Source organism: uncultured Sphingomonas sp. (assembly GCF_913062585.1).
Classification (GTDB): domain Bacteria; phylum Pseudomonadota; class Alphaproteobacteria; order Sphingomonadales; family Sphingomonadaceae; genus Sphingomonas.
In genome coordinates this window covers 1-22,358 of the sequence record NZ_CAJXWX010000011.1, presented here as the reverse complement: position 1 = coordinate 22,358, position 22,358 = coordinate 1, and the positions used below count along the sequence as shown (strand labels likewise).

The 22,358-nt window shown below is 67.0% G+C and carries 18 protein-coding genes; 7 read left to right on the top strand and 11 right to left on the bottom strand.

What is annotated here, in order from left to right; translation table 11 throughout:
- Positions 1-18: 18 nt before the first annotated feature.
- Entirely contained in the window at positions 19-462 is a 444-nt protein-coding gene (locus QZ546_RS09150) for a hypothetical protein (protein ID WP_294236361.1), read from the bottom strand.
- 218 nt (positions 463-680) lie between these two features.
- On the opposite strand from QZ546_RS09150, the gene QZ546_RS09145 reads away from it, so the two are divergent.
- Entirely contained in the window at positions 681-1,523 is an 843-nt protein-coding gene (locus tag QZ546_RS09145; protein WP_294236515.1) for a CoA ester lyase, read from the top strand.
- A gap of 105 nt (positions 1,524-1,628) precedes the next feature.
- Here the strand turns inward: QZ546_RS09145 and QZ546_RS09140 are convergent, their stop codons facing one another.
- The 9 genes from QZ546_RS09140 to QZ546_RS09100 all read right to left on the bottom strand — a co-directional run bounded on the left by QZ546_RS09140 (position 1,629) and on the right by QZ546_RS09100 (position 13,471).
- Positions 1,629-3,626, bottom strand: a complete 1,998-nt coding sequence (locus QZ546_RS09140; protein ID WP_294236359.1) for an acetyl/propionyl/methylcrotonyl-CoA carboxylase subunit alpha — start codon at positions 3,624-3,626, stop codon at positions 1,629-1,631.
- 191 nt (positions 3,627-3,817) lie between these two features.
- Positions 3,818-4,843 (bottom strand): biotin synthase BioB, encoded by a 1,026-nt coding sequence (bioB, locus tag QZ546_RS09135; RefSeq protein ID WP_294236357.1) that lies wholly within the window; start codon positions 4,841-4,843, stop codon positions 3,818-3,820.
- A gap of 13 nt (positions 4,844-4,856) precedes the next feature.
- Positions 4,857-7,118: a methylmalonyl-CoA mutase gene (gene scpA / locus QZ546_RS09130; protein WP_294236355.1), complete on the bottom strand. Its 2,262-nt coding sequence runs from the start codon at positions 7,116-7,118 to the stop codon at positions 4,857-4,859.
- A gap of 78 nt (positions 7,119-7,196) precedes the next feature.
- Positions 7,197-7,955 (bottom strand): enoyl-CoA hydratase-related protein, encoded by a 759-nt coding sequence (locus tag QZ546_RS09125; RefSeq protein ID WP_294236353.1) that lies wholly within the window; start codon positions 7,953-7,955, stop codon positions 7,197-7,199.
- A gap of 8 nt (positions 7,956-7,963) precedes the next feature.
- Complete coding sequence (gene mce / locus QZ546_RS09120) at positions 7,964-8,383, bottom strand: methylmalonyl-CoA epimerase (RefSeq protein WP_294236351.1); 420 nt, start codon at positions 8,381-8,383, stop codon at positions 7,964-7,966.
- A gap of 156 nt (positions 8,384-8,539) precedes the next feature.
- Positions 8,540-10,066: an acyl-CoA carboxylase subunit beta gene (locus tag QZ546_RS09115; protein ID WP_294236350.1), complete on the bottom strand. Its 1,527-nt coding sequence runs from the start codon at positions 10,064-10,066 to the stop codon at positions 8,540-8,542.
- Between the two features lie 362 nt (positions 10,067-10,428).
- Positions 10,429-11,361, bottom strand: coding sequence for a 50S ribosomal protein L11 methyltransferase (locus QZ546_RS09110; RefSeq protein WP_294236348.1), 933 nt, complete (start codon positions 11,359-11,361; stop codon positions 10,429-10,431).
- Positions 11,351-12,046 carry an SDR family NAD(P)-dependent oxidoreductase gene (locus tag QZ546_RS09105; protein WP_294236346.1) on the bottom strand — a complete coding sequence of 232 codons (696 nt, stop codon included), beginning with the start codon at positions 12,044-12,046 and terminating at the stop codon, positions 11,351-11,353. The genes QZ546_RS09110 and QZ546_RS09105 overlap by 11 nt, the downstream gene beginning before the upstream one ends.
- Positions 12,047-12,097: 51 nt before the next feature.
- Entirely contained in the window at positions 12,098-13,471 is a 1,374-nt protein-coding gene (locus QZ546_RS09100; protein WP_294236344.1) for a methyl-accepting chemotaxis protein, read from the bottom strand.
- A 230-nt stretch (positions 13,472-13,701) separates the two neighbouring features.
- On the opposite strand from QZ546_RS09100, the gene sdhC reads away from it, so the two are divergent.
- From sdhC to QZ546_RS09070, 6 genes are all read left to right on the top strand, one after another.
- On the top strand, positions 13,702-14,112 hold the full coding sequence (gene sdhC / locus QZ546_RS09095) for a succinate dehydrogenase, cytochrome b556 subunit (protein WP_294236341.1): 411 nt from the start codon (positions 13,702-13,704) through the stop codon (positions 14,110-14,112).
- Positions 14,112-14,495, top strand: coding sequence for a succinate dehydrogenase, hydrophobic membrane anchor protein (gene sdhD / locus QZ546_RS09090; protein WP_294236339.1), 384 nt, complete (start codon positions 14,112-14,114; stop codon positions 14,493-14,495). Before sdhC ends, sdhD begins: the two co-directional genes overlap by 1 nt.
- Positions 14,495-16,303, top strand: coding sequence for a succinate dehydrogenase flavoprotein subunit (gene sdhA / locus QZ546_RS09085; protein ID WP_294236337.1), 1,809 nt, complete (start codon positions 14,495-14,497; stop codon positions 16,301-16,303). Before sdhD ends, sdhA begins: the two co-directional genes overlap by 1 nt.
- Positions 16,304-16,809: 506 nt before the next feature.
- Positions 16,810-17,583: a trehalose-phosphatase gene (gene otsB, locus QZ546_RS09080; RefSeq protein ID WP_294236335.1), complete on the top strand. Its 774-nt coding sequence runs from the start codon at positions 16,810-16,812 to the stop codon at positions 17,581-17,583.
- Entirely contained in the window at positions 17,580-19,361 is a 1,782-nt protein-coding gene (locus QZ546_RS09075) for a glycoside hydrolase family 15 protein (RefSeq protein WP_294236333.1), read from the top strand. The genes otsB and QZ546_RS09075 overlap by 4 nt, the downstream gene beginning before the upstream one ends.
- A complete protein-coding gene (locus QZ546_RS09070) occupies positions 19,358-20,773 on the top strand; it encodes a trehalose-6-phosphate synthase (RefSeq protein ID WP_294236331.1) in 1,416 nt (471 codons plus the stop codon). Before QZ546_RS09075 ends, QZ546_RS09070 begins: the two co-directional genes overlap by 4 nt.
- Before the next feature lie 55 nt (positions 20,774-20,828).
- On the opposite strand, the gene QZ546_RS09065 is transcribed toward QZ546_RS09070, so the two are convergent.
- Entirely contained in the window at positions 20,829-21,956 is a 1,128-nt protein-coding gene (locus QZ546_RS09065; protein WP_294236329.1) for a mechanosensitive ion channel domain-containing protein, read from the bottom strand.
- Between the last annotated feature and the right edge of the window lie 402 nt (positions 21,957-22,358).

The window sequence follows — 22,358 nt, the reverse complement described above, 5'->3', positions numbered from 1 at the left end:
TCCGCGCCCGTATGCATGTCAGGCGGCGAGTCGTCGTCCCTCACTGTCGTCGCCGTCATTGGCGGCACGCTCCGGCCGGCGCGGACGCGTGGCCCGGCTTGCCGTGATCCGCCCGGCCCAGCGGCGGAACACCGGCCAGCGCGACAGCATCGAGGAGGACAGCATCGCCGCCATGGCCAGTTCGGCCACCCCGCCCCATTCGATCGCCGAGGCGAGCATCACCAGATCGCCCATCGACCCGGCCGCTGCGGCGAGCATCCGAATCTCGTCGATCTCGAACCAGATGGCGAGCCCGAGCAGCGCGACGCCCAGCGCCATCATCGCCCAATGCCCCGGTCGGATGCGGTTCAGCAGCCTGGCCGGAGCGGCGACTAGAAACGCCGCCAGCCAGCGGCTGACCGGCAAGGCCGGACAACAGCGTAGCAATATCGTCAGACCCAAAAGCAACAGCGCAGCCGTCATTGCGATCTTTCCCCGTTTCGATGCCCCTACCGTCCCCTGTGCCTCACCCCGGCAAGGGCCGGGGTCCAGGATAGGCGCCATTTGCCCGGCAATCCCTGCTGAATCGCGGTCTTCGCCGGGATGGTGGAGTCGGCTTTGCAATCCTGACATTATGGGTAGGAAACGGCCATGGCACCAGAGGCGTGACGGCGGTGTCCCCGCCCGTCTATGCTGGCACCATGATCCTGCGCAGCGCCCTGTTCCTCCCCGCCTCCAACCCCCGCGCCATCACCAAGGCGCGCACGCTCGACAGCGATGCGGCAATACTGGACCTGGAGGATGCGGTCGCCCCCGACGCCAAGACCGATGCGCGCGCGGCGGCGGTGGCAGCGGTGCGCGAAGGCGGCTTTGGCGACCGGCTGCTGGTCGTGCGAACGAACGGCCTGGATACCCCCCATGCGGCGGACGACCTGACGGCGCTGGCGAGCGCGCGACCGGCGGCGGTGCTGATCCCCAAGGTCGACGATGTCGCGACTCTTGCGACCGCTCGTGCCGCGCTGGGACCGAACGTGCCGCTCTGGGCGATGATCGAGACGTGTCGCGGCATCCTGTCCCTGGGCGTGATCGCCCAGGCAGCGGCCGAACTGGGCCTGACGGCGCTGATCGCGGGGACCAACGACCTGGCCAAGGAAATGCGCCTGCCCTCGCCGCCCGCAGCCGAGGCGCTGCTGCCACTGCGTGTGCAGATCGTCGTCGCGGCCCGCAGCGCCGGGCTGATCGCACTGGACGGCGTATGCAACGCCCTCGACGCGCCGGAGCGACTGGCCGTCGAATGTGCCGAGGGACGGCGGCTGGGCTTTGACGGCAAGACGCTGATCCACCCCAACCAGATCGCGGCGGCGAATAGGGGGTTCGGGCCGGATGCGGCAGAGATCGCATGGGCCAAGCGGGTGGTCGCGGCCTTTGCCGATCCCGCGCAAACGGCGCTGGGGGCGATCCGGCTGGACGGGCAGATGGTCGAGCGGCTTCACCTGGCGGACGCCGAGCGCATCTTGGCGCTCGCGGAGATGCCGGTCCAATAACCCGCCCTCACCCTTCCCACCCGCTATCGCGGGCGGGGCCCTTCCCTCTCCCGCCGGGAGAGGGAGGGAGGCGCCGAGCGCCGGAAGGGTGAGGGTGTTTTTGGCTTACTCCAGTTCCAGGATCACCGCATCCACGGCCAGGCTGTCGCCCGCCTTGGCAGAGATCGTCTTGACCGTCCCCGTCTTGGCCGCGCGCAGGATGTTCTCCATCTTCATCGCCTCGACGACAGCGAGCGGCTGCCCCGCCTCGACCTTGTCGCCCTCGGCCACGTCGAGGCGGACGAGCAGGCCCGGCATCGGCGCGATCAGGAATTTGGACAGGTCGGGCGGCACCTTCTCGATCAAGTGCCGCGCATAGGCCGCCGCGCGGGCGGGCAGGACGCGGACCTGATGGCTGGCCCCCCGCGTTGTCAGGCGGAAGCCGGTGCGGGTTTTCGCAATGCGGACATGGAGGGTTTCGCCTGCCTCGTCCTCGACCGCGATCATCCGGTCGCCCGGCGTATAGGCGATCTCCAGGTCCAGGCCCACACCGTCGACACGCAAGCCCTCGGTCGACACGTTCACCGCATGGTCGACCCCGCCGATCCGCACCGTCCAGTCGGCGGGCGGCTGCAACCGGTGGCCCAATTGGCCGTCGATGCGACGCGCGCGGTCCGCCTCGGCCGTGGCGGCGAAGGCCGCGATAGCGGCGAGCGTCCGGGTCAGTTCCTCCGACGCAGGCGCGCCCCTGAAGCCCTCGGGATATTCCTCGGCGATGAAGCCGGTCGACAGCGCGCCGGACCGGAAGCGGGGATGCTGCATCAGCGCGGAGACGAAGTCGATATTGGTGCCCGGCCCGACGATCTCGAACGCGTCGAGCGCGGCGATCTGCGCGTCGATCGCGGCTTCGCGGGTCGGGGCCCAGGTGACGAGCTTGGCGATCATCGGGTCGTAGAACATGCTGACCTCACCGCCCTCGGCGACGCCATCGTCGACCCGGACGCGGACGGTGTCATCAGCCTGCTCGGCGGGCGGGTTGTAGCGGACCAGCCGCCCGGTCGAGGGCAGGAAGCCGCGATACGGGTCCTCGGCATAGACGCGATTCTCGATCGCCCAGCCGGTCAGCGTCACCGCGTCCTGCGTGAAGGCCAAAGGTTCACCGGCGGCCACGCGGATCATCTGTTCGACCAGATCGAGGCCGGTGATCTCTTCCGTGACGGGATGCTCGACCTGGAGGCGGGTGTTCATCTCGAGGAAGTAGAAGCTCTTGCCGGTGGTATCCGCGCCCGAGACGATCAGCTCGACGGTGCCCGCCGAATAATAGCCGACCGCACGCGCCAGCGCGACCGCCTGCTCGCCCATGGCGCGGCGCATCTCGGGGGTGACGAAGGGCGACGGGGCTTCCTCGACCACCTTCTGGTGGCGGCGCTGGACCGAACATTCGCGCTCGCCCAGATAGACGATATTGCCATGCTGGTCGCCGAGCACCTGGATTTCGATGTGGCGCGGCGATTCGATGAACTTCTCGATGAAGACGCGGTCGTCGCCGAAGCTGGCCAGCCCTTCGCGCTTGGTCGCCTCGAAGCCTTCGCGGACATCGGCCTCGGACCAGGCGAGGCGCATCCCCTTGCCGCCGCCGCCCGCGCTGGCCTTCATCATCACCGGAAAGCCGATATCCGACGCGATTCGCACCGCTTCCTCGGTATCGGCGATCTCGCCCAGATAGCCGGGGACGACATTGACGCCCGCCGCCTTGGCGAGCTTCTTCGATTCGATCTTGTCGCCCATCGCGGCAATGGCATTCGGCGGCGGGCCGATGAACGCGACACCCGCCTCGGCACAGGCCTTGGCGAAGCTCTCGCGCTCGGACAGGAAGCCATAGCCGGGATGGATCGCATCTGCGCCCGTGGCTTTCGCGGCGGCGAGGATCAACTCGGCCTTGAGGTAGCTTTCGGCGGCGGGCGCGGGGCCCAGGCGCACCGATTCATCGGCCAGCCGGACATGCGGCGCGCCCGCATCGGCGTCGGAATATACCGCGACGGTGGCGATACCCATCGCGCGGGCGGTGCGGATCACCCGGCACGCGATTTCCCCGCGATTGGCGATCAGAATCTTCTGGAACACGGGGGTACCTCTCCTTTTATGTCGTTGGTCCGTGTCGAAATTCAGAGCCGTTCCCCGGCGAAGGCCGGGGTCCGGTTTCCCTGTAGCCGATGGCGCGCCGTGGCTCCTCGGGGGAGGCATCTGTCACGCGCCATCAAGGGCTCACCGCAACTGGGCCCCGGCCTTCGCCGGGGAACAGGGCGGTGGAACGGTCACTCCGCCGCGATCCGCATCGGTTCGGCGCCTTCCATCGGCTTCAGGCCGAGCTTGGCGAACAGCGCCGCATCCGCATCGTCGCCCGCATTGCCTGCCGTCAGCAGCTTGTCGCCGGTGAAGATCGAGTTCGCCCCCGCCAGGAAGCACAAGGCCTGCGTCGACGCCGACATGCTCTCGCGGCCCGCCGACAGGCGGACCATGCTCATCGGCATGGTGATGCGCGCGACCGCGACGGTGCGGACGAACTCGATATCGTCGATCCGCGCGAGCGGCGTATCGGCCAGCATGTCGCCCAGCACCGTGCCCTTGACCGGGACCAGCGCGTTGACCGGCACGCTTTCGGGGTGGCGCGGCAGAGTGGCCAGCGCATGGACGAAGCCGACGCGGTCGCCCCGCGTCTCGCCCATGCCGACGATCCCGCCGCAGCAGACCGAAATGCCCGCCTCGCGCACGTTCGACAGCGTCTCCAGCCGGTCCTCGAAACAGCGCGTCGTGATGACGTTGGCGTAGTTCTCCGGCGAGGTGTCGATATTGTGGTTGTAGTAATCGAGACCCGCCGCGGCCAGCCGCTGTGCCTGGGGCGCATCCAGCATCCCCAGCGTCATGCAGGTCTCCAGCCCCATGGCCTTCACGCCCTCGACCATGGCGACGACCTTGTCCATGTCGCGCTCCTTGGGGCTGCGCCACGCCGCGCCCATGCAGAAACGCTGCGAGCCCGCCGCCTTGGCGTCTGCCGCCGCCGCCAGCACCGCGTCTACGTCCATCAGCTTCTCGGCCTTCACGTCGCTCTCGGCCGAGGCGCTTTGCGAGCAATAGCCGCAATCCTCGGGGCAGCCGCCGGTCTTGATCGAACACAAAGTGCACAGCTGCACCTCGTCCGCCGCATGATGCGCGCGGTGCACCTCGGCCGCGCGGAACAGCAGCTCGGTGAAGGGCAGGTCGAACAGCGCAGCGATCTCGGCGCGGGTCCAGTCTGTGCGCAAGCTCGTCGCCTCGGGGCGCAGCGCGGTGGTCGTCGTCATGTCCTTCGTCCTGTCATTCGCCCGTCTCGGGCGGCATATTATGGCCCAGCAGCCTCAGCACATCCTCGGCCGCTTTCACAAGATTGGTGCCGGGGCCGAAAATCGCCTGCACCCCGGCATCATACAGCGCCTGATAGTCCTGTGCGGGAATAACGCCACCCGCGATCACCTTGATATCCGCGCGGCCCGCCTCGCGGAGATGGCCGATCAGCTCGGGGATCAGGGTCTTGTGCCCGGCGGCGAGGCTGGAGGCGCCGACGACATCGACGTCGCGGGTGAGCGCGATCTGCGCGGCTTCCGCCGGTGTCTGGAAGAGCGGGCCGGGCACGACCTCGAACCCCAGATCGCCGAACATCGAGGAGACGAGGTTCGCGCCCCGGTCATGCCCGTCCTGGCCCATCTTGGCGACGAACAGCCGGGGCTTGCGGCCGAGACGGCGTTCCACGGCCTCGACGCCCCGGATCAAGCGCGCCCAGCGTTCGTCTTCGGCGTAAGCGCCGCCGTACACCCCCGAGACCGGGGTCGGCTGGGTCCCGTAGCGGCCGAACACGTCCTCCAGCGCCGAGGAAATCTCGCCCAAGGTCGCCCGTGCCCGTGCCGCCTCCACGGCCAAGGCAAGGAGATTATTCCCCAATCCTCCCTGAGCTTGCTCGGGGAGGGGGACCGCCGGCGCAGCCGGTGGTGGAGGGGCGGCGACGTCAGCCCCGGCCCCTCCACCATCCTTCGGATGGTCCCCCTCCCCAAGACGAGCTTGAGGAGGATTTTGGGCAGCTTCGCGCAGGGCATCCAGCGCCGCCCGGCACACGGCCTCATCGCGGGCGGCTTTCACCCGGCCGATCCGCGCTACCTGGCCCGCGCGCACCGCATGATTGTCGATGTCGAGAATTTCCACCGGCGCTTCATCGGCCAGCCGGTATTTGTTGACCCCGACGATCACATCCTCGCCCCGGTCGACCTTGGCCGCGCGGGCGGCGGCGGCTTCCTCAATCATCGCCTTGGGCCAGCCCGCCGCGACCGCTTTCGCCATGCCGCCTTCGGACTCGATCCGCTCGATCAATTCCCAGGCGCCGTCGACCAGCGATTGCGTCAGGCTCTCGACATAATAGCTGCCGCCCAGCGGATCGACGACCTTGGTCATCCCCGTTTCCTCCTGCAACACGATCTGCGTGTTGCGCGCGATCCGGGCGGAGAAGTCGGTGGGCAGCGCGATCGCTTCGTCCAGCGCATTGGTGTGAAGCGACTGGGTGCCGCCCAGCATCGCCGCCATCGCCTCGATGGTGGTGCGGATGACGTTGTTATACGGGTCCTGCTCGGTCAGCGACACGCCCGATGTCTGGCAATGGGTGCGCAGCATCTTGGAGCGCTCGTCCTTCGCGCCCAGCTGCGTCATCGCCCGGTGCCACAGCACGCGCGCGGCGCGCAGCTTGGCGACCTCCATGAAGAAGTTCATGCCGATCGCAAAGAAGAAGGACAGGCGCCCGGCAAACTTGTCGATGTCGAGGCCCGAGGCGACACCGTATTTCACATATTCCATGCCGTCGGCGATGGTGAAGGCCAGCTCCTGGAGCTGCGTCGCCCCGGCCTCCTGCATGTGATAGCCCGAAATCGAGATGCTGTTGAACTTCGGCATCTCGGCGGATGTATAGCCGAAGATGTCCGAGATGATCCGCATCGAGGGTTCGGGCGGGTAGATGTACGTGTTGCGGACCATGAACTCCTTGAGGATGTCGTTCTGGATGGTCCCTTCCAGCTTGGAGCGATGAACCCCCTGTTCCTCGGCCGCGACGATGAAGAAGGCCAGCACCGGGATCACCGCGCCGTTCATCGTCATGCTGACCGACATGGCATCGAGCGGAATGCCGTCGAACAGGATCTTCATATCCTCGACCGTGTCGATCGCGACGCCCGCCTTGCCGACATCGCCGGTCACGCGCGGGTGGTCGCTGTCATAGCCCCGGTGGGTGGCCAGATCGAAGGCGACCGACAGCCCCTTCTGCCCCGCCGCCAGATTGCGCCGGTAGAAGGCGTTCGACTCCTCGGCGGTCGAGAAGCCCGCATATTGCCGGATCGTCCAGGGGCGACCCGCATACATGCTGGCCCGAACCCCGCGCGTGAACGGCGCAAAGCCCGGCAGGCCGGGGTCCTCCCGCACATCGGCAGCCGTGTAGAGCGGCTTGACCGTGATCCCCTCCGGCGTCTGCCAGTCGAGGTTGCGCCCCTTCACCTCACGGGCGGCAAGGGCTTCCCAGTCAGACAGGTCGGGGCGTTCGGCCATCGGCCACTCCTAATCCATTCGTTACGCGCGACGCTTATTTTCTTTCACTAGAGCGAAATCATCATTCGCGCGCAAGTCTCATCGCCCCAGGAAACGCGGGGGACGCCGCTCGAAAAAGGCCCGGCCGCCTTCCTCACCGTCCAGCGTCGCGCGGGCTCTGCGCTGGTCCTCCGCCTCGCGGGCCAGCGCGGTGGCATAGTCGCTCTCGAAACCCGCCTGGAGCGCACGACGCATCAGGCCCAGCGCGACGCTCGGCCCCGCCGCCAGCCGCTCGGCCAGCGCAAAGGCTTCTGCGTCGAGCACATCGTCGGCCACGACCTTGTGGATCATGCCCCAGTCGAGCGCCTTCGCCGCCGGAACACGCTCGCCCAGCATCATCATCTCGGCGGCATGGGCGCGGCCGATCAGACGCGGCAACATCCAGCTCGCCCCGCCATCGGGGACGAGCCCGATATTGACGAAGGCGTGGAGGAAATAGGCGCTCTCGCTCGCCACGCAGAAATCGGCGGCGAGCGCCAGGCTGCACCCGATCCCCGCCGCCGCCCCGCGCACCGCGCTGACCACCGGAATGGGCAGGTCGGCGAGCGCCAGCATGGCGGGGTTGTAATGCTCGACCAGCGCGCGGTGGACGGTGTCGGGGCCGACATCGCCGCCCGATATGTCCGCGCCCGAGCAGAAGGCCCGGCCCTCGCCCGCGATCAGCATCGCGCGCGCATCGCCGCGTGCCTCCAGCGCTTCACGGATAGCATCGAACAATGCCGGGGGCGCGGCATTCAGCCGTTCGGGCCGGTTGAGCGTCAGGACCAGGACGTCGCCGCGCCGTTCCGTCAACAACATGGGTTCGCTCAATGCCCCTCTCCCGGCGTTTCCATCAGTTCGACCAGCACGCCGCCCATGTCGCGCGGGTGGAGGAACACGACCGGCGTGCCATGCGCGCCGATGCGCGGCTGGCCCAACAGGGTCGCACCCTTGGCCTGCAATTCGGCGACGGCGGCGGGGATGTCGGCGACCTCGAAGCATAGATGATGCTGCCCACCGCCTGGGTTCTTCTTCAGAAAATTGGCGATGGGGGAGGTTTCGTCGATTGGCTGGATCACCTCGATCTGGGTGTTCGGCGCGTCGATGAAGCACACCCGCACGCCCTGTGCGGGCAGGTCGAACGGCGCGCCGATCGCCTCTGCGCCCAGGAGATGGCGATAGGTTTCGACCGTCTTCTCGATCGAAGGCGTGGCGATGCCGATATGGTTGAGGCGGCCCAGGGTCATGCGCGCCTCCAGCGTTTCGGCGTGGGGACAGCGCCAGCCCTCCCCCGGCCCCTCCCGACTGCGGGAGGGGAGAGGTTCCGGGCGACCGCTGGCCCCGAACACGCCCCTCCCGCAAGCGGGAGGGGATGGGGGAGGGAAACCCCGCCCGCGATCATCTCAGAGCGGCAGATTGTCATGCTTCTTCCACGGATTCGCGAGGTCCTTGTTGCGCAGCTTACGCAGGCCCAGTGCGATACGACGGCGGGTCGAATGCGGCTGGATCACCTCGTCGACAAAGCCCTTGGACGCCGCGACGAACGGGTTGGCGAAGCGCGCCTCATATTCGGCGGTGCGCTCGGCGATTTCCTCAGGCGTGCGGCCCCGGAAGATGATCTCGACCGCGCCCTTGGCGCCCATCACCGCGATCTCGGCGGTCGGCCAGGCATAGTTGAGGTCGCCGCGTAAGTGCTTCGACGCCATCACGTCGTAGGCGCCGCCATAGGCTTTCCGCGTGATGACCGTGATCTTGGGCACCGTCGCCTCGGCATAGGCGAAGAGCAATTTCGCGCCATGCTTGATGATGCCGTTATGCTCCTGCGCGGTGCCGGGCAGGAAGCCGGGCACGTCGACAAAGGTGACGATCGGAATCTCGAACGCGTCGCAGAAGCGTACGAAGCGCGCCGCCTTGCGGGATGCGTTGATGTCGAGCACCCCCGCCAGCACCATCGGCTGGTTGGCGACGAAGCCGACGGTGCGCCCCTCGATCCGGCCGAAGCCGGTGATGATGTTCGCCCCATGCGCGGGCTGGACCTCGAAGAAATCGCCCTCGTCCACGACCTTGGCGATCAGCTCATGCATGTCATACGGCTGGTTGGCGCTGGCCGGGATCAGCGTATCGAGGCTTTCCTCGATCCGGTCCCAGGCGTCGGCGGTCGGCCGTTCGGGCACGCCCTCGCGATTGTTGGCGGGCAGGAAGTCGATGAAGTCGCGTGCCGCCAGCAGCGCCTCGATATCGTCCTCGAACGCCACATCCGCGACGCCGGTCTTGGTCGTGTGCGTCACCGCGCCGCCCAGCGCTTCCTGCGTCACGACCTCGTTGGTCACCGTCTTCACCACATCGGGGCCGGTGACGAACATGTAGCTCGAATCCTTCACCATGAAGATGAAGTCGGTCATCGCCGGCGAATAGACCGCGCCGCCCGCGCAGGGGCCCATGATGAGGCTGAGCTGCGGCACCACGCCGCTCGCCAGCACGTTGCGCTGGAACACCTCGGCATAGCCGCCGAGCGAGGCCACCCCCTCCTGGATGCGCGCGCCGCCGCTATCGTTCAGGCCGATCACGGGCGCGCCGACCTTCATCGCCATGTCCATGATCTTGCAGATCTTCTGAGCGTGCCGTTCCGACAGAGATCCGCCGAAGACGGTGAAGTCCTGGCTGAAGACAAAGACCAGCCGCCCGTTGATCGTGCCCGAGCCGGTCACCACGCCGTCGCCGGGAACGATCTGTTCGGTCATGCCGAAATCGGTGCAGTTATGCTCGACGAACATGTCGAGCTCCTCGAAGCTGCCCTCGTCGAGCAGCACGTCGAGCCGCTCGCGCGCGGTCAGCTTGCCCTTGGCGTGCTGCGCGGCGACGCGCTTCTCGCCCCCGCCGGCACGCGCGGCCGCGCGGCGGCGTTCCAGTTCGACCATCGTCGATGCCATGACCTCTCCTTCACTCTTTGCGCGGGCTTATGCCCGAGAGGCCGGGGGGATGGCAAATGGTGCGGCTGACGTTTTCGTAAGGGGGAGGTAAGCGAACATCAGAGCGCATGGCGTGTCGCCTTCCCTCCCCCAGCCCAGTTTCAGGTAAACGATGCCCAGCATCGTTTAGATCATGCCGGGGGCATGACCGACCTGAAACTCGTCTGCGGGAGGGGAGAAGAAGAGGGATTCAATCGCCGCATGCGCTCCCCCTCCCGCAGGCGGGAGGGGGTTGGGGGGAGGGCTCGGAGTCTCACCGAGACCATCGCCTGTGGCCTTGCCCTCCCCCAACCCCTCCCGCCTGCGGGAGGGGAGAAAGACAGTCAGATATCCAAAGCCCAGCCATCCCGCCCCTTGGGATCGAACGGCCCGCTCGGCAAGAACCGCTCCCGCCCAGCGCGCAGCCGCAACACGCTCCAGTCGCCGCGCCGGTCGACCGCCTCCAGCGAACAGCCGCACGCCGCATAGGCAGCGACCACATCCGCCCGCTGAGTCTCCAGCAGACCCGCCAGCACCAACGTCGCCGCCGGTCCCGCAATCGCCGCCAGTTCGGGCGCCATCGAGATCAGCGGCCCGGCCAGGATATTGGCGATGACCAGATCATAGGGCGCCCCCGCCATGATCGGATCGGCGAGCGCGCCGTCGGCGACGATCAGCTCCACCCCGTCGACGCCGTTGATCGTGGCATTCTCGGCCGTCACGTCGATCGCGATGGGGTCGATATCGGTCGCGACCACCTTCGCCTCGGGCCAGAGGTGCCGTGCGGCGAAGGCGAGCAGGCCGGTGCCGGTGCCCACGTCGATCGCATTCGCGACCGTCTCGTCCGCCATACCGTCCAGCATGGCGAGGCAGCCGCTCGTCGTTTCGTGATGCCCGGTGCCGAACGCGCGCCCCGCCGGGATATGGAAGCCCCGCAGACCCTCCGGCACCGCCTCGTCGCCGGTATGGACGAAGAACCGCCCGACCGAGAGCGGTTCAAGTCCAGCCTGGCTCATCGTCACCCAGTCCTGCGCCGGCACATGCTCGACCGTGGCAGGATGGTCGCCCGCACTCGGCACCAGCGCACGGACGGCTGCGATGGTGGCAGCATCGGGCTCCGCCTCGAAATAGGCGTCGAGCCGCCAATGCTCGCGGTCGTCCTCCACCTCCTCGGTGGTCATGATGACCGCCTCGATCGCCAGATCGTCGGCCGCGTCGATCGCCTCGGCCTCGTCGCGGGTGCAGGGCAGGGTCAGCTTCCAGCTGTCAGCGGACATAGCTGGCTCCGTTCACGTCCAGGACCGCGCCGGTCATCGAAGCGGGCGCGTCGGTGCAGAGGAAACGGACGGTCGCGGCGACCTCTTCCGGCGAGGCCACGCGGCCGAGCGGAATGTCGGCGAGCAGCTTGTCGCCGCCCCGGCTGGCCAGATAATCCTCGGCCATGCCGGTCATGGTGAAGCCGGGGCAGACGGCGAAGGCCAAGATGCCCTGCGCGGCATAGCCCCGCGCGATGGTCTTGGTCATCGCGACCATGCCGCCCTTGGACGCGGCATAATGCCAATGGGCGGGCGAGTCGCCGCGATAGGCCGCGCGGCTGGCGATATTGACGATCCGTCCGCCGACGCCCCGTTCCTGCCAGTGCAGCACGGCCAGGCGGCACAGCTCTGCCGAGGCGGTCAGGTTGACCTGCATGGTCCGCGCCCAGCTGTCCGACCAGTCGTCGGCGTCGAGCGGGCTCGCCTCGAAAATCCCGGCATTGTTGACCAGCACGTCGATCGCGCCGCCCGCTTCAGCGAGCGCGGCGGCCCAGAGCTGCGCGGGCGCCCCATCCTTCGACAGGTCGGCAGCGATCCCGCTGCGCGTAGCATGGCCCAGGACCCGCGTGCCGGGCATCTCGCCCAGGGTCGATGCGATAGCCGCGCCGATGCCTCGGCTGCTGCCCGTTACCAATATCGTCGTCATGTCCCTGTCCGTGCCGGTCGATCGCCGAGGCGTCAACCGGCACGGCGGGGATCAGGCGGCAACCCGCGCCACGAATTGGGTGGCGCTGGTCTTCAGGTCGCCCAGGCGCGTGTCCAGATGGTCGAAGCCGCGCCCGACCCGGTCGATCTCCTGCGCGACATGCTCGGTATCCTGGCGGATCGCGGCGATGGTATGCGACATCGAATCGGCGGCCAGCGCGGTTTCGTCGACGGCAGCGGTGATCGCGGTCACCGTCTGCGCCTGCGCCTCCATGGCGTGGCGGATATGCTCGGCCGAGGCCTGGAGTTCGTTGACCGTCGCCTTGATCGAGGCGTTGGTCTCCACCGTGGAGCGGGTCGCAGCCTGGATGGCGGCGATCTTGGTCGCGATATCGTCGGTGGCGCGGGCGGTCTGGCTGGCGAGGCTCTTCACCTCCTGCGCGACGACCGCGAAGCCCCGGCCCGCATCGCCGGCGCGAGCGGCCTCGATCGTGGCGTTCAGCGCCAGGAGATTGGTCTGCCCCGCAATGTCGCGGATCAGCCCCAGGATCGATTCGATCGACTTGGCATGGTCCGACAGCATTTCGGACATGCCGACCGCCTGGCCCGCCTGGTCGGCGGCGCGGTTGGCGACATCGGCGGCCTGGTCGACCTCGGCCCGCGCATCCTCGATCGCGCGGATCAGCCCGGCGGCGGTCTGCGCCGCCTCGCGCATGGCGACCGCGGACTGCTCGGCGGCGGCCGCGACCTCGCTCGACTTGCCCAGCATCCCGCGAGTCGACAGCGAGGCATCCTGCGCCTGACGCCGCAGATCCTGTCCCTCGACCGAGGCATTCTCGACCACCGTGACGATGCCGTTGCGGAAATCCCCGGCCAGCCGTTCGCGCTCACGACCGGCACACCAATTCTCATAGCCCGAGAACAGTTCGACGGTGAGCTCGGTTTCCATGCCGAACAGGCGCATCAGCGCATCGATCGCCGCCGCGCGACGCGGATCGTCGGCGGACATGTCCTCCACCAGGATCCTGAGCGCGGCCCGGTCGCTGGCGCAGGACATGGCCAGCGCGTCCATGGGCTTGACCCCACCGGCAAAGGCAGAGGCGACCGAGCGGCCCAGCGACTCGACCCAGTCGCGCCCCGACAGGTTGCAGAAGCGATTGCGCAGATAGGCATTGCCCGCGGCCCGGCGCCGCTCCTGGTCGAGCGGGGTCCATTCGGGCTGTCCGGGATTGGACTTGCGCCAATGGTCCCAATAGGCGTCGATGACCTCATGCGCCCTGGGCTCGATCACCGGCCATAATTCGGCGGCCACCCGGATCAGCGAGCCGTCGCCGCCGTCAAAGGCCCGGATCCGCGCGTCGAGGTCGATCGCGGCGGTGATGACCGTGGGCGGGGGCAGGTCGGACTTGAAGTCGGAATTGGGCACGCAGGCTCCCCGTTTCAAACGCGTGGAAACATTCGTCACGACCTTGCGCAAAAAGGGTTAAAAGCGGGTTATGCCAACGGCGAAGCGTGCGAATGGCCCATCCCGTCCCATGGCGGCGACCGGCCCGGCCGATGCAATCAATCTCGCCTCGCGACTTGCATCCTGACGGCGTCTTCACCATAGGCGTATCCGCAAACCAGCCTGACTTTAGACTGTTCGAGGATTTGCCCTTGGCCGCCCGCAACACCGCACGCCCGCTCTCCCCACACCTCCAGATCTGGAAATGGGGCCCCAACATGCTGGTCTCCATCCTGCATCGTGCCACCGGCACTGGCATGGCGACCGTGGGTGCGGCGCTTCTCGTCTGGTTCCTGGCTGCCATCGCCGGGGGCCCGGAAAGCTATGCGACCTTCCGCGACGTCTTCACCGTCCAGTCGGGCCGGCTCAACATCATCGGCTATGTCGTCGGCATCGGCCTGACCGCCTGTCTGTTCCAGCACATGGCCAACGGCATCCGCCACCTGTTCATGGACGTGGGCGCCGGGTTCGAGCTGAAGTCGAACAAGCTGCAGGCGCAGGCCACCATGATCTTCGCCGTCGTGATGACGGTGGCGTTCTGGCTCTATCTGGGGATCAAGTGATGCGTTCGGGAACCGCGATCGGCCGCGTGCGCGGCCTGGGCTCGGCCAAGTCGGGCACCCATCACTGGCTGAACCAGCGCCTGACCGCCGGATCCAACTTCCTGCTGGTCGCCTGGCTGCTGATCTCGATCCTGCGCCAGCCCAGCTTCGACTATGCGGCGATGCATCTGTGGCTGGCCAATCCCTGGGCCGCCATCCCCATGGTGCTGCTGGTCGCATCGATCTTCTATCACATGCGCCTGGGGCTGCAGGTCGTGATCGAGGATTATGAGCAGGACCAGAACCGCGTCGCGCTGCTGGTCGTGATGAACCTGTTCGTCTTCACGATCGCCGCCATCGCCATCTTCTCGATCCTCAAGATCGCTTTCGGAGCCGCTGCATAATGTCCGCTGCCGCTTACAAGATCATCGACCATACCTATGACGCGGTCGTCGTGGGTGCGGGCGGCTCGGGCCTGCGCGCGACCATGGGCATCGCAGAAGCCGGTCTGAAGACCGCCTGCATCACCAAGGTGTTCCCGACGCGCAGCCACACGGTCGCCGCGCAGGGCGGCATCGCCGCCTCGCTGGGCAATATGGGCCCGGACCACTGGACCTGGCACATGTACGACACCGTCAAGGGGTCGGACTGGCTGGGCGACCAGGACGCGATCGAATATCTGTGCCGCGAGGCGCCCGCCGCCGTGTACGAGCTGGAGCACGCAGGCGTGCCGTTCAGCCGCACCGAAGAGGGCAAGATCTATCAGCGCCCCTTCGGCGGCATGATGCAGAATATGGGCGAAGGCCCGCCCGCGCAGCGGACCTGCGCCGCCGCCGACCGCACCGGCCACGCCATGCTGCACGCGCTGTACCAGCAGTCGCTGAAATATGACGCGGACTTCTTCATCGAATATTTCGCGCTCGACCTGATCATGGACGATCAGGGCAATTGCCGTGGCGTGATCGCGCTGTGCATGGAAGACGGCTCGATCCACCGTTTCCGCGCGCACAATGTCGTGCTGGCGACCGGCGGCTATGGCCGCTGCTATTTCTCGGCCACCTCGGCGCACACCTGCACGGGTGACGGCGGCGGCATGGTGCTGCGTGCGGGCCTGCCGCTCCAGGACATGGAGTTCGTGCAGTTCCACCCGACCGGCATCTATGGTGCTGGCGTCCTCATCACCGAGGGTGCGCGCGGCGAAGGCGGCTACCTCACCAACTCCGAGGGCGAGCGCTTCATGGAGCGTTACGCGCCGTCGGCCAAGGATCTCGCCAGCCGCGACGTCGTGTCGCGTTCGATGGCGATGGAGATCCGCGAAGGGCGCGGCGTCGGCAAGGAGGGGGATCATATCTACCTCCATCTCGACCATATCGACCCGAAGGTCCTGGCCGAGCGCCTGCCCGGCATCACCGAGACCGGCAAGATTTTCGCCGGTGTCGACCTGACCCGCCAGCCGCTGCCCGTCACGCCGACCGTCCATTACAACATGGGCGGCATTCCGACGAACTATCATGGCGAGGTCGTCCGCCTGAAGGACGGCAACCCGGATTCGGTCGTCTCCGGCCTGTTCGCGGTCGGCGAAGCGGCCTGCGTGTCGGTCCATGGTGCCAACCGCCTCGGCTCCAACTCGCTGATCGACCTTGTCGTGTTCGGCCGTGCGGCCGGCCTGCGCATCAAGGACACGCTGAAGCCCGGCACGCCGCACGCGCCGCTGCCCAAGGGCTCGGAAGAGCTGGCCCTGGGTCGCCTGGATCACTTCCGCAATGCCGCCGGCAGCTCGACCACCGCGTCGGTGCGCAGCGAGATGCAGAAGACGATGCAGCGCCACTGCGCCGTGTTCCGCACCGACGAGCTGCTGACCGAAGGCCGCCAGATGATCCGTGCCACCTATGACCGGATGAAGGACATCGGCATCAGGGATCGTTCGCTCATCTGGAACACCGATCTGGTCGAGACGCTGGAGCTGGACAACCTCATCAGCCAGGCCGTCGTGACGATGGAATCGGCGCTGAACCGCAAGGAAAGCCGCGGCGCGCATGTGAACGAGGACTTCCCCGATCGCGACGATGCCAACTGGATGAAGCACACCGTCGCGACCTTCGACGGCTGGGGCGGCCAGGGCGGCGGGGTCGCCATCGACTATCGCCCGGTGCACGACTACACGCTGACCGACGATATTGAGTATATCAAGCCGAAGAAGCGGGTTTACTGAGGCCCGGTTTCACGGTTCGGAAAAGAGGGGCTGGCGAGCGATCGCCGGCCCTTTTTTGTTTTCGGTTCGCTCATGGCAGCGCCGTCTTCTTACTTCCCTCCCGCAAGCGGGAGGGGCTAGGGGAGGGACAAGCCTCAGGCGATCCAGCTTGCGGAGAGTCCCCTCCCCCCATCCCCCTCCCGCCTGCGGGAGGGGGTGCGCCAAGCGCTGAGCGCCGGAATCAATCCGCACTGGCAGCCCCTTCTTCTCCCCTCCCGCAAGCGGGAGGGGTTGGGGGAGGGAAAGCCACAAGCGATACAGCCCATGGAAAGGGTCCTCCCCCCATCCCCAGTTTCAGGTAAACGATGCCCCGCATCGTTTAGGTCATGCCGGGGGCATGACCGACCTAAAACTCGCCTGCGGGAGGGGGTGTGCCGAGCCGCTCCGTCACAGCCTCCTCGGCCCCCCTTCCGTAATCATTTCGGCAGCGCAGCGGAACGCGAGCGGCGGGGATGGGTTCACTCGGCATGTCTGCATCCGCTATGCTTTCGCCCATGCTGGCCGACCTCGCCCCGCCCCCGCCCCGCCTGTCCGCCACGGACAGCCTGTTCCTCGACTTCGACGGCACGCTGGTCGACCTCGCCGACAATCCGGAGGGCGTATATGTCAGCCGCGAACTCGCCGACCGGCTGGACGCATTGGCCGTGCACATGCCCGGCCGCCTCGCCATCGTCAGCGGCCGCTCGATCGCGCAGCTCGACGCGCTGTTCGGCCCGCAGGCCCAGCATTTCACGCTGGCGGGCAGCCATGGCGCCGAACGCCGCTCTCCCGAGGACGGCCATGTCCAGCCGGACAAGCCAGACCATCTCGCCACCGCGACCGACGAAATGCGCGCCGTGGCAGAAGCCAACGATCTGTATTTCGAGACCAAGAGCTTCGGCGCCGGCCTTCACTATCGCCGCAACCCGCAGGCCGAACCGCTAGCCCTGCGCGAAGCCACCGCCATCGCCGAACGCCACGGGCTGACGCTGCAACCCGGCAAGATGATGGTCGAGATCCGCCTGCCTGGCGATAAGGGCCAGGCGATCGAGACGCTGATGGAAAGCCCCGCCATGCGTGGCACCATCCCGATCTTCTTCGGCGACGACGTGACCGACGAGGACGGCTTCGCCGCCGCCGCCGCGCTCGGCGGGGCCGGCGTGCTGGTCGGCCCGATGCGCGAAACCGCCGCGCGCTACCGCCTGCCCGATGTCGCCGCCGTCCATGAATGGCTCGCCCAAGCGCTGGAGAATGCCGAATGATCCAACAGGACCTGAATCTCTGGCCGATCGGCAATTGCCAAGTTTCGGCGCTGGTCGATTCGACCGGGCGCTTCGTCTGGGGCTGCGTGCCGCGCGTCGATGGCGACCCGGCCTTTTGCGCGCTGCTGGGCGATGGCGCGCCGGAGACGGGTTATTGGGCGATCGACCTGGAGGACCGGGTCTCGACCACGCAAGGCTATCTGCGCAACACGCCGATCCTCGTCACCACGCATATGGACGATCGCGGCAACGGTATCGAGATCACCGATTTCTGCCCCCGCTTCTCGCGTGATGGCCGTGTCTATCGCCCGACCAGCTATGTGCGGATCGTCCGGCCGATCGGCTCGCCCCGCATTCGCATCGCGCTGCGCGTCGCGACCGACTGGGGCAATCCGACCGAGCGGACGCAAGGCTCCAACCATATCCGCTATCTGATGACGCAGCAGACGCTGCGCCTGACCACCGACGCGCCGGTCGGCCATATCGCCGCCGAGCAGTGGTTCCGGCTCGAGCGCCCGATCCACATGTTCCTGGGGCCGGATGAGAGTTTCCAGGGCGTGCTGAGCGAGGCCAGCCGCGCGATGCTGGAGCGCACCACGCATGAATGGCATCACTGGGTGCGTGGGCTCGCCACGCCGGTAGAATGGCAGGCGGTCGTCATCCGCGCCGCCATCACCCTGAAGCTGTGCCAGCACGAAGAAACCGGCGCGATCGTCGCCGCGCTCACCACCTCTTTGCCCGAACATGCCGATTCGGGGCGCAACTGGGACTATCGCTACTGCTGGATTCGCGACGCCTATTACACGGTGCAGGCGCTCAACCGGCTGGGTGCGCTCGACGTGTTGGAGGGGTATCTCGAATATCTCCGCAACATCGTCGACGCCGCGCGCGGCGGGCATATCCAGCCGCTCTACGGCGTCGGTGGCGAGGCGACCCTGGTCGAGCGGATCGAGACCAAGCTCCCCGGCTACCGCGCCATGGGCCCGGTGCGTGTCGGCAACCAGGCCTATGAGCAGATCCAGCACGACGCTTATGGCCAGATCGTGCTGTCCGATGTGCAGGCCTTTTTCGACACCCGCCTGTTCCGCATGTCGGGCGTCGAGGATTTCCACTCGCTGGAGCGCGTCGGCGAGCGCGCCTGGGCAAAGTACGACCAGCCCGATGCGGGCCTGTGGGAGCTGCGCACCAAGAGCCATGTCCACACCTATTCCGCCGCCATGTGCTGGGCCGCGTGCGACCGGCTCGCCAATGCCGCGCAGGCGCTGGGGCTGGAGGAGCGCCGCACCTTCTGGCAGGAGCGCGCCGACCTGATGCGCGAGACGATCGAGCAGGCGGCGTGGCGTCCCGAGACCCAGCGCATGTCGGCGACCTTCGGCGGCGACGATCTGGACGCAAGCATCATCCAGCTGCTCGATCTGCGTTTCCTGTCGCCCGACGATCCCCGCTTCCGCTCGACGCTCGACGCGGTGGAAAAGGGCCTGCGCCGGGGCAGCCATATGCTGCGCTATGCGACCGAGGACGACTTCGGCTTGCCCCATACCGCGTTCAACGTTTGCACCTTCTGGCTGATTGAAGCGTTATATGTGACGGGCCGTCATGCCGACGCCCGCGCGCTGTTCGAGGAGATGGTGGCGCGCTGCACCCCCGCCGGGCTTCTGTCCGAGGATATCGACCCGAATACGGGCGAGCTGTGGGGGAATTATCCGCAAACCTATTCGCTGGTCGGCCTGATCAACTGCGCCGTCCTGCTGAGTAAACCATGGAGTGCCGTGCGATGAGTCGCCTGATCGTCATCTCGAACCGGGTCCAGCCGCCCACCACCGGGCCGGGCGGAAATCAGGGCGGGCTGGCGGTCGCACTTCTCGCCGCCCTGCGCGAACAGGGCGGTATCTGGTTCGGCTGGTCGGGGGAGACCACCGAGGAGTTCAGCGGCCATATCAACTTCCAGCAGGGCGGCGGCGTCACCACCGCGACCATCGACCTGGAAGAGCAGGATATCGACGAATATTATAACGGCTATGCCAACCGGACGCTGTGGCCGCTCTTCCACTATCGCATCGACCTGACCGAGTTCGAGCGGGATTTCGATTCCGGCTATGCCCGCGTCAACGAACGGTTCGCCGATACGGTGCAGCCGCTGATCGAACCCGACGATCTGGTCTGGGTCCACGACTATCACCTGATCCCGCTGGGCCGCGACCTGCGCAAACGGGGGTTCAAGAACCGGATCGGCTTCTTCCTCCACATCCCCTGGCCGCCGGTGCGGCTGCTGATGTCGCTGCCCAGCCATCGCAAGCTGGTGGAGTCGCTCTTCGCCTATGACGTGGTGGGTTTCCATACCGAGGACTGGCTGGACAGCTTCTGCGACTATGTGACCAAGGAGCTGGGTGGCACGCTGGGCGAAAATGGCGCGGTAACGTGGAACGGCAAGACCATTCAGGCGATCCGCGCGCCGATCGGCATCGAGACCAAGGAGTTCGAGGAAGCGGCGAACGGCCATGACGCCCGCTTCGCGCGCGAACGCATGTATATGTCGGCGACGGGCCGCAGCCTGATCGTCGGCGTCGACCGGCTGGACTATTCCAAGGGGTTGGCCGAGCGCTTTCTGGGTTACGAACGATTCCTGGCGCAGAATCCGGAGCGGCGAGCGCTGGTCTATATGCTCCAGATCGCACCGCCCAGTCGTGAGAAGGTGAACACCTATCAGGAGATCCGCGCCAATCTCGACGCGCTGTCGGGGCGGATCAACGGCGAATATGCCGATATCGACTGGGTGCCGATCCGCTACGTCAACAAGGGCTTTCCGCGGCCGGTGCTCGCCGGCATCTACCGCGCCGCGCGGATCGGGCTGGTGACGCCCTTGCGCGACGGGATGAACCTGGTCGCCAAGGAATATGTCGCGGCGCAGGACCCGGAGGATCCCGGCGTGCTGATCCTGTCGCGCTTTGCCGGGGCCGCCGAGCAGTTGAAGGACGCGGTCCTCATCAACCCCTATAGCGCCGAGGAAATGTCCGACGCGATCGTCCAGGCGCTGACCATGCCACGCGGCGAGCGCGTCCGGCGCTGGGAGAGCCTGATCGACAATGTCCGGCGCGAAGACGTGTTCTGGTGGTGCGAGCTGTTCCTCGCCGCGCTGCGCGGAGACGGAGTGAAAGAGGAAGCGAAGGCGATCGAGGCGGCGGCGTCATAAAATTCCTCCCCTGTAAGGGGAGGTGGCGCGCATAGCGCGTCGGAGGGGTGTCCTGCTATCGAGAAGGCGACACCCCTCCACCAGCCTGCGGCTGGTCCCCCTCCCCTTGCAGGGGAGGAATGTTGGAATGATGCTCCAACCGGCGCCGGGGCAGCGCCTCAGGCATCTCCCGCCAGATATACTCCAGCAGCCCCTCGCGAATTTCGCAGCGCAGGTCGAACGCGATCGCCGCATCGCGTGCCGTCATCAGACCGCGAACCTCGATCGAATCCGGTTTCACATCCGTCACCTGCATGTTGAAGAACCGCCGGTCCCAGCGCGTGCTCGCCTCGACCAGTTCGCCCATTTTCGCGCGCAAGCGGGGAATGTCCGCCGCCGGATCGAGATACCAGAAGACCGATCCCAGCAACTGGCTGGTCTCGCGCGTCCAGTTCTGGAAACTGTTCTCCAGGAACTTGGCGACCGGCACGACCAGCCGCCGCTCGTCCCAGATGCGCACCACGACGAAGGTCAAATGGATCTGCTCGATCCGACCCCATTCATTGTCGATGATGACTACGTCGTCGAGGCGGATCGGCTCGGTAAAGGCCATCTGCACGCCCGCGATCAGATTCTTGAGCGCGGGCTGCGCGGCGGCGCCGACGACCAATCCTGCAATACCCGCCGACGCCATCAGGGTGACGCCGATGGTGCGGATGCCCGGCACGCTGAGCAGCATCAGGCAAACGGTCAGGAACACGATCAGGAAGATGCCGATCCGCCCCAATATCTGTGCCCGCGTCCGCTTGCGCCGGGCGCGGAGATTGTCCTCGACGCTGATATCGGCGCGAAGATAGACCACACCTTGCAACGCCCGCAGCGCCGCCACCGCCAGCCAGCCGAGGAGTGCCGGCACGCAGAAGCCTAGCGCCTGCCGCCATATCTCACGCCCGTCGCTCGTCATGGGCACGAGGCGCATCGCGAAGCTGACCGCGATGGCGATCGCCACCCAGCGCAGCGGTTGACGGATATGCTCCAGGACCAGGTCGTCGCTCTGGCTGGCGGTCCGCCGGGCGGCATGGCCCGCGATCCGCATGGCCACGGCATGGACCAGCACCGCGATCAGGATCGCGACCGCAATGATCGTTCCGTTTTGGAGCCACAGCCATTCGGCCGGAATGTCGAGCGATCGAAGCCAGCGCATGGGGTGCTAAAGGGTCAAAGGGGCGAAGGTTCCTTTTGGTTGTCGGATTCCCTTGGCCTTCGACTTCGCTCAGGCTGAACGGGGTTCCAGTACCAACCTCCGTTCAGCCTGAGCGAAGTCGAAGGCCACGCCCCATCCCCCCCCAAAGCAAAAACGCCCCCCGACCAAAGCCGGAGGGCGTCTTCGTCAAGACCCGCTCACCGCGCCGGGCGAACCGCCCCGGTGGGGGCCGGAGCCGGAGCCCCTGCAGGCGGCGGAGGCGGCGGTACGGGGGCACCCTGCGGGGCCGCACCGTTCACCGGCGGCGGGGGCGGGGGCACGGCACCCGGACCACCCGGACCACCCGGTGCGCATCCACCCGGGCTGTCTCTTATACACATCTCCGAGCCCACGAGACCGTAC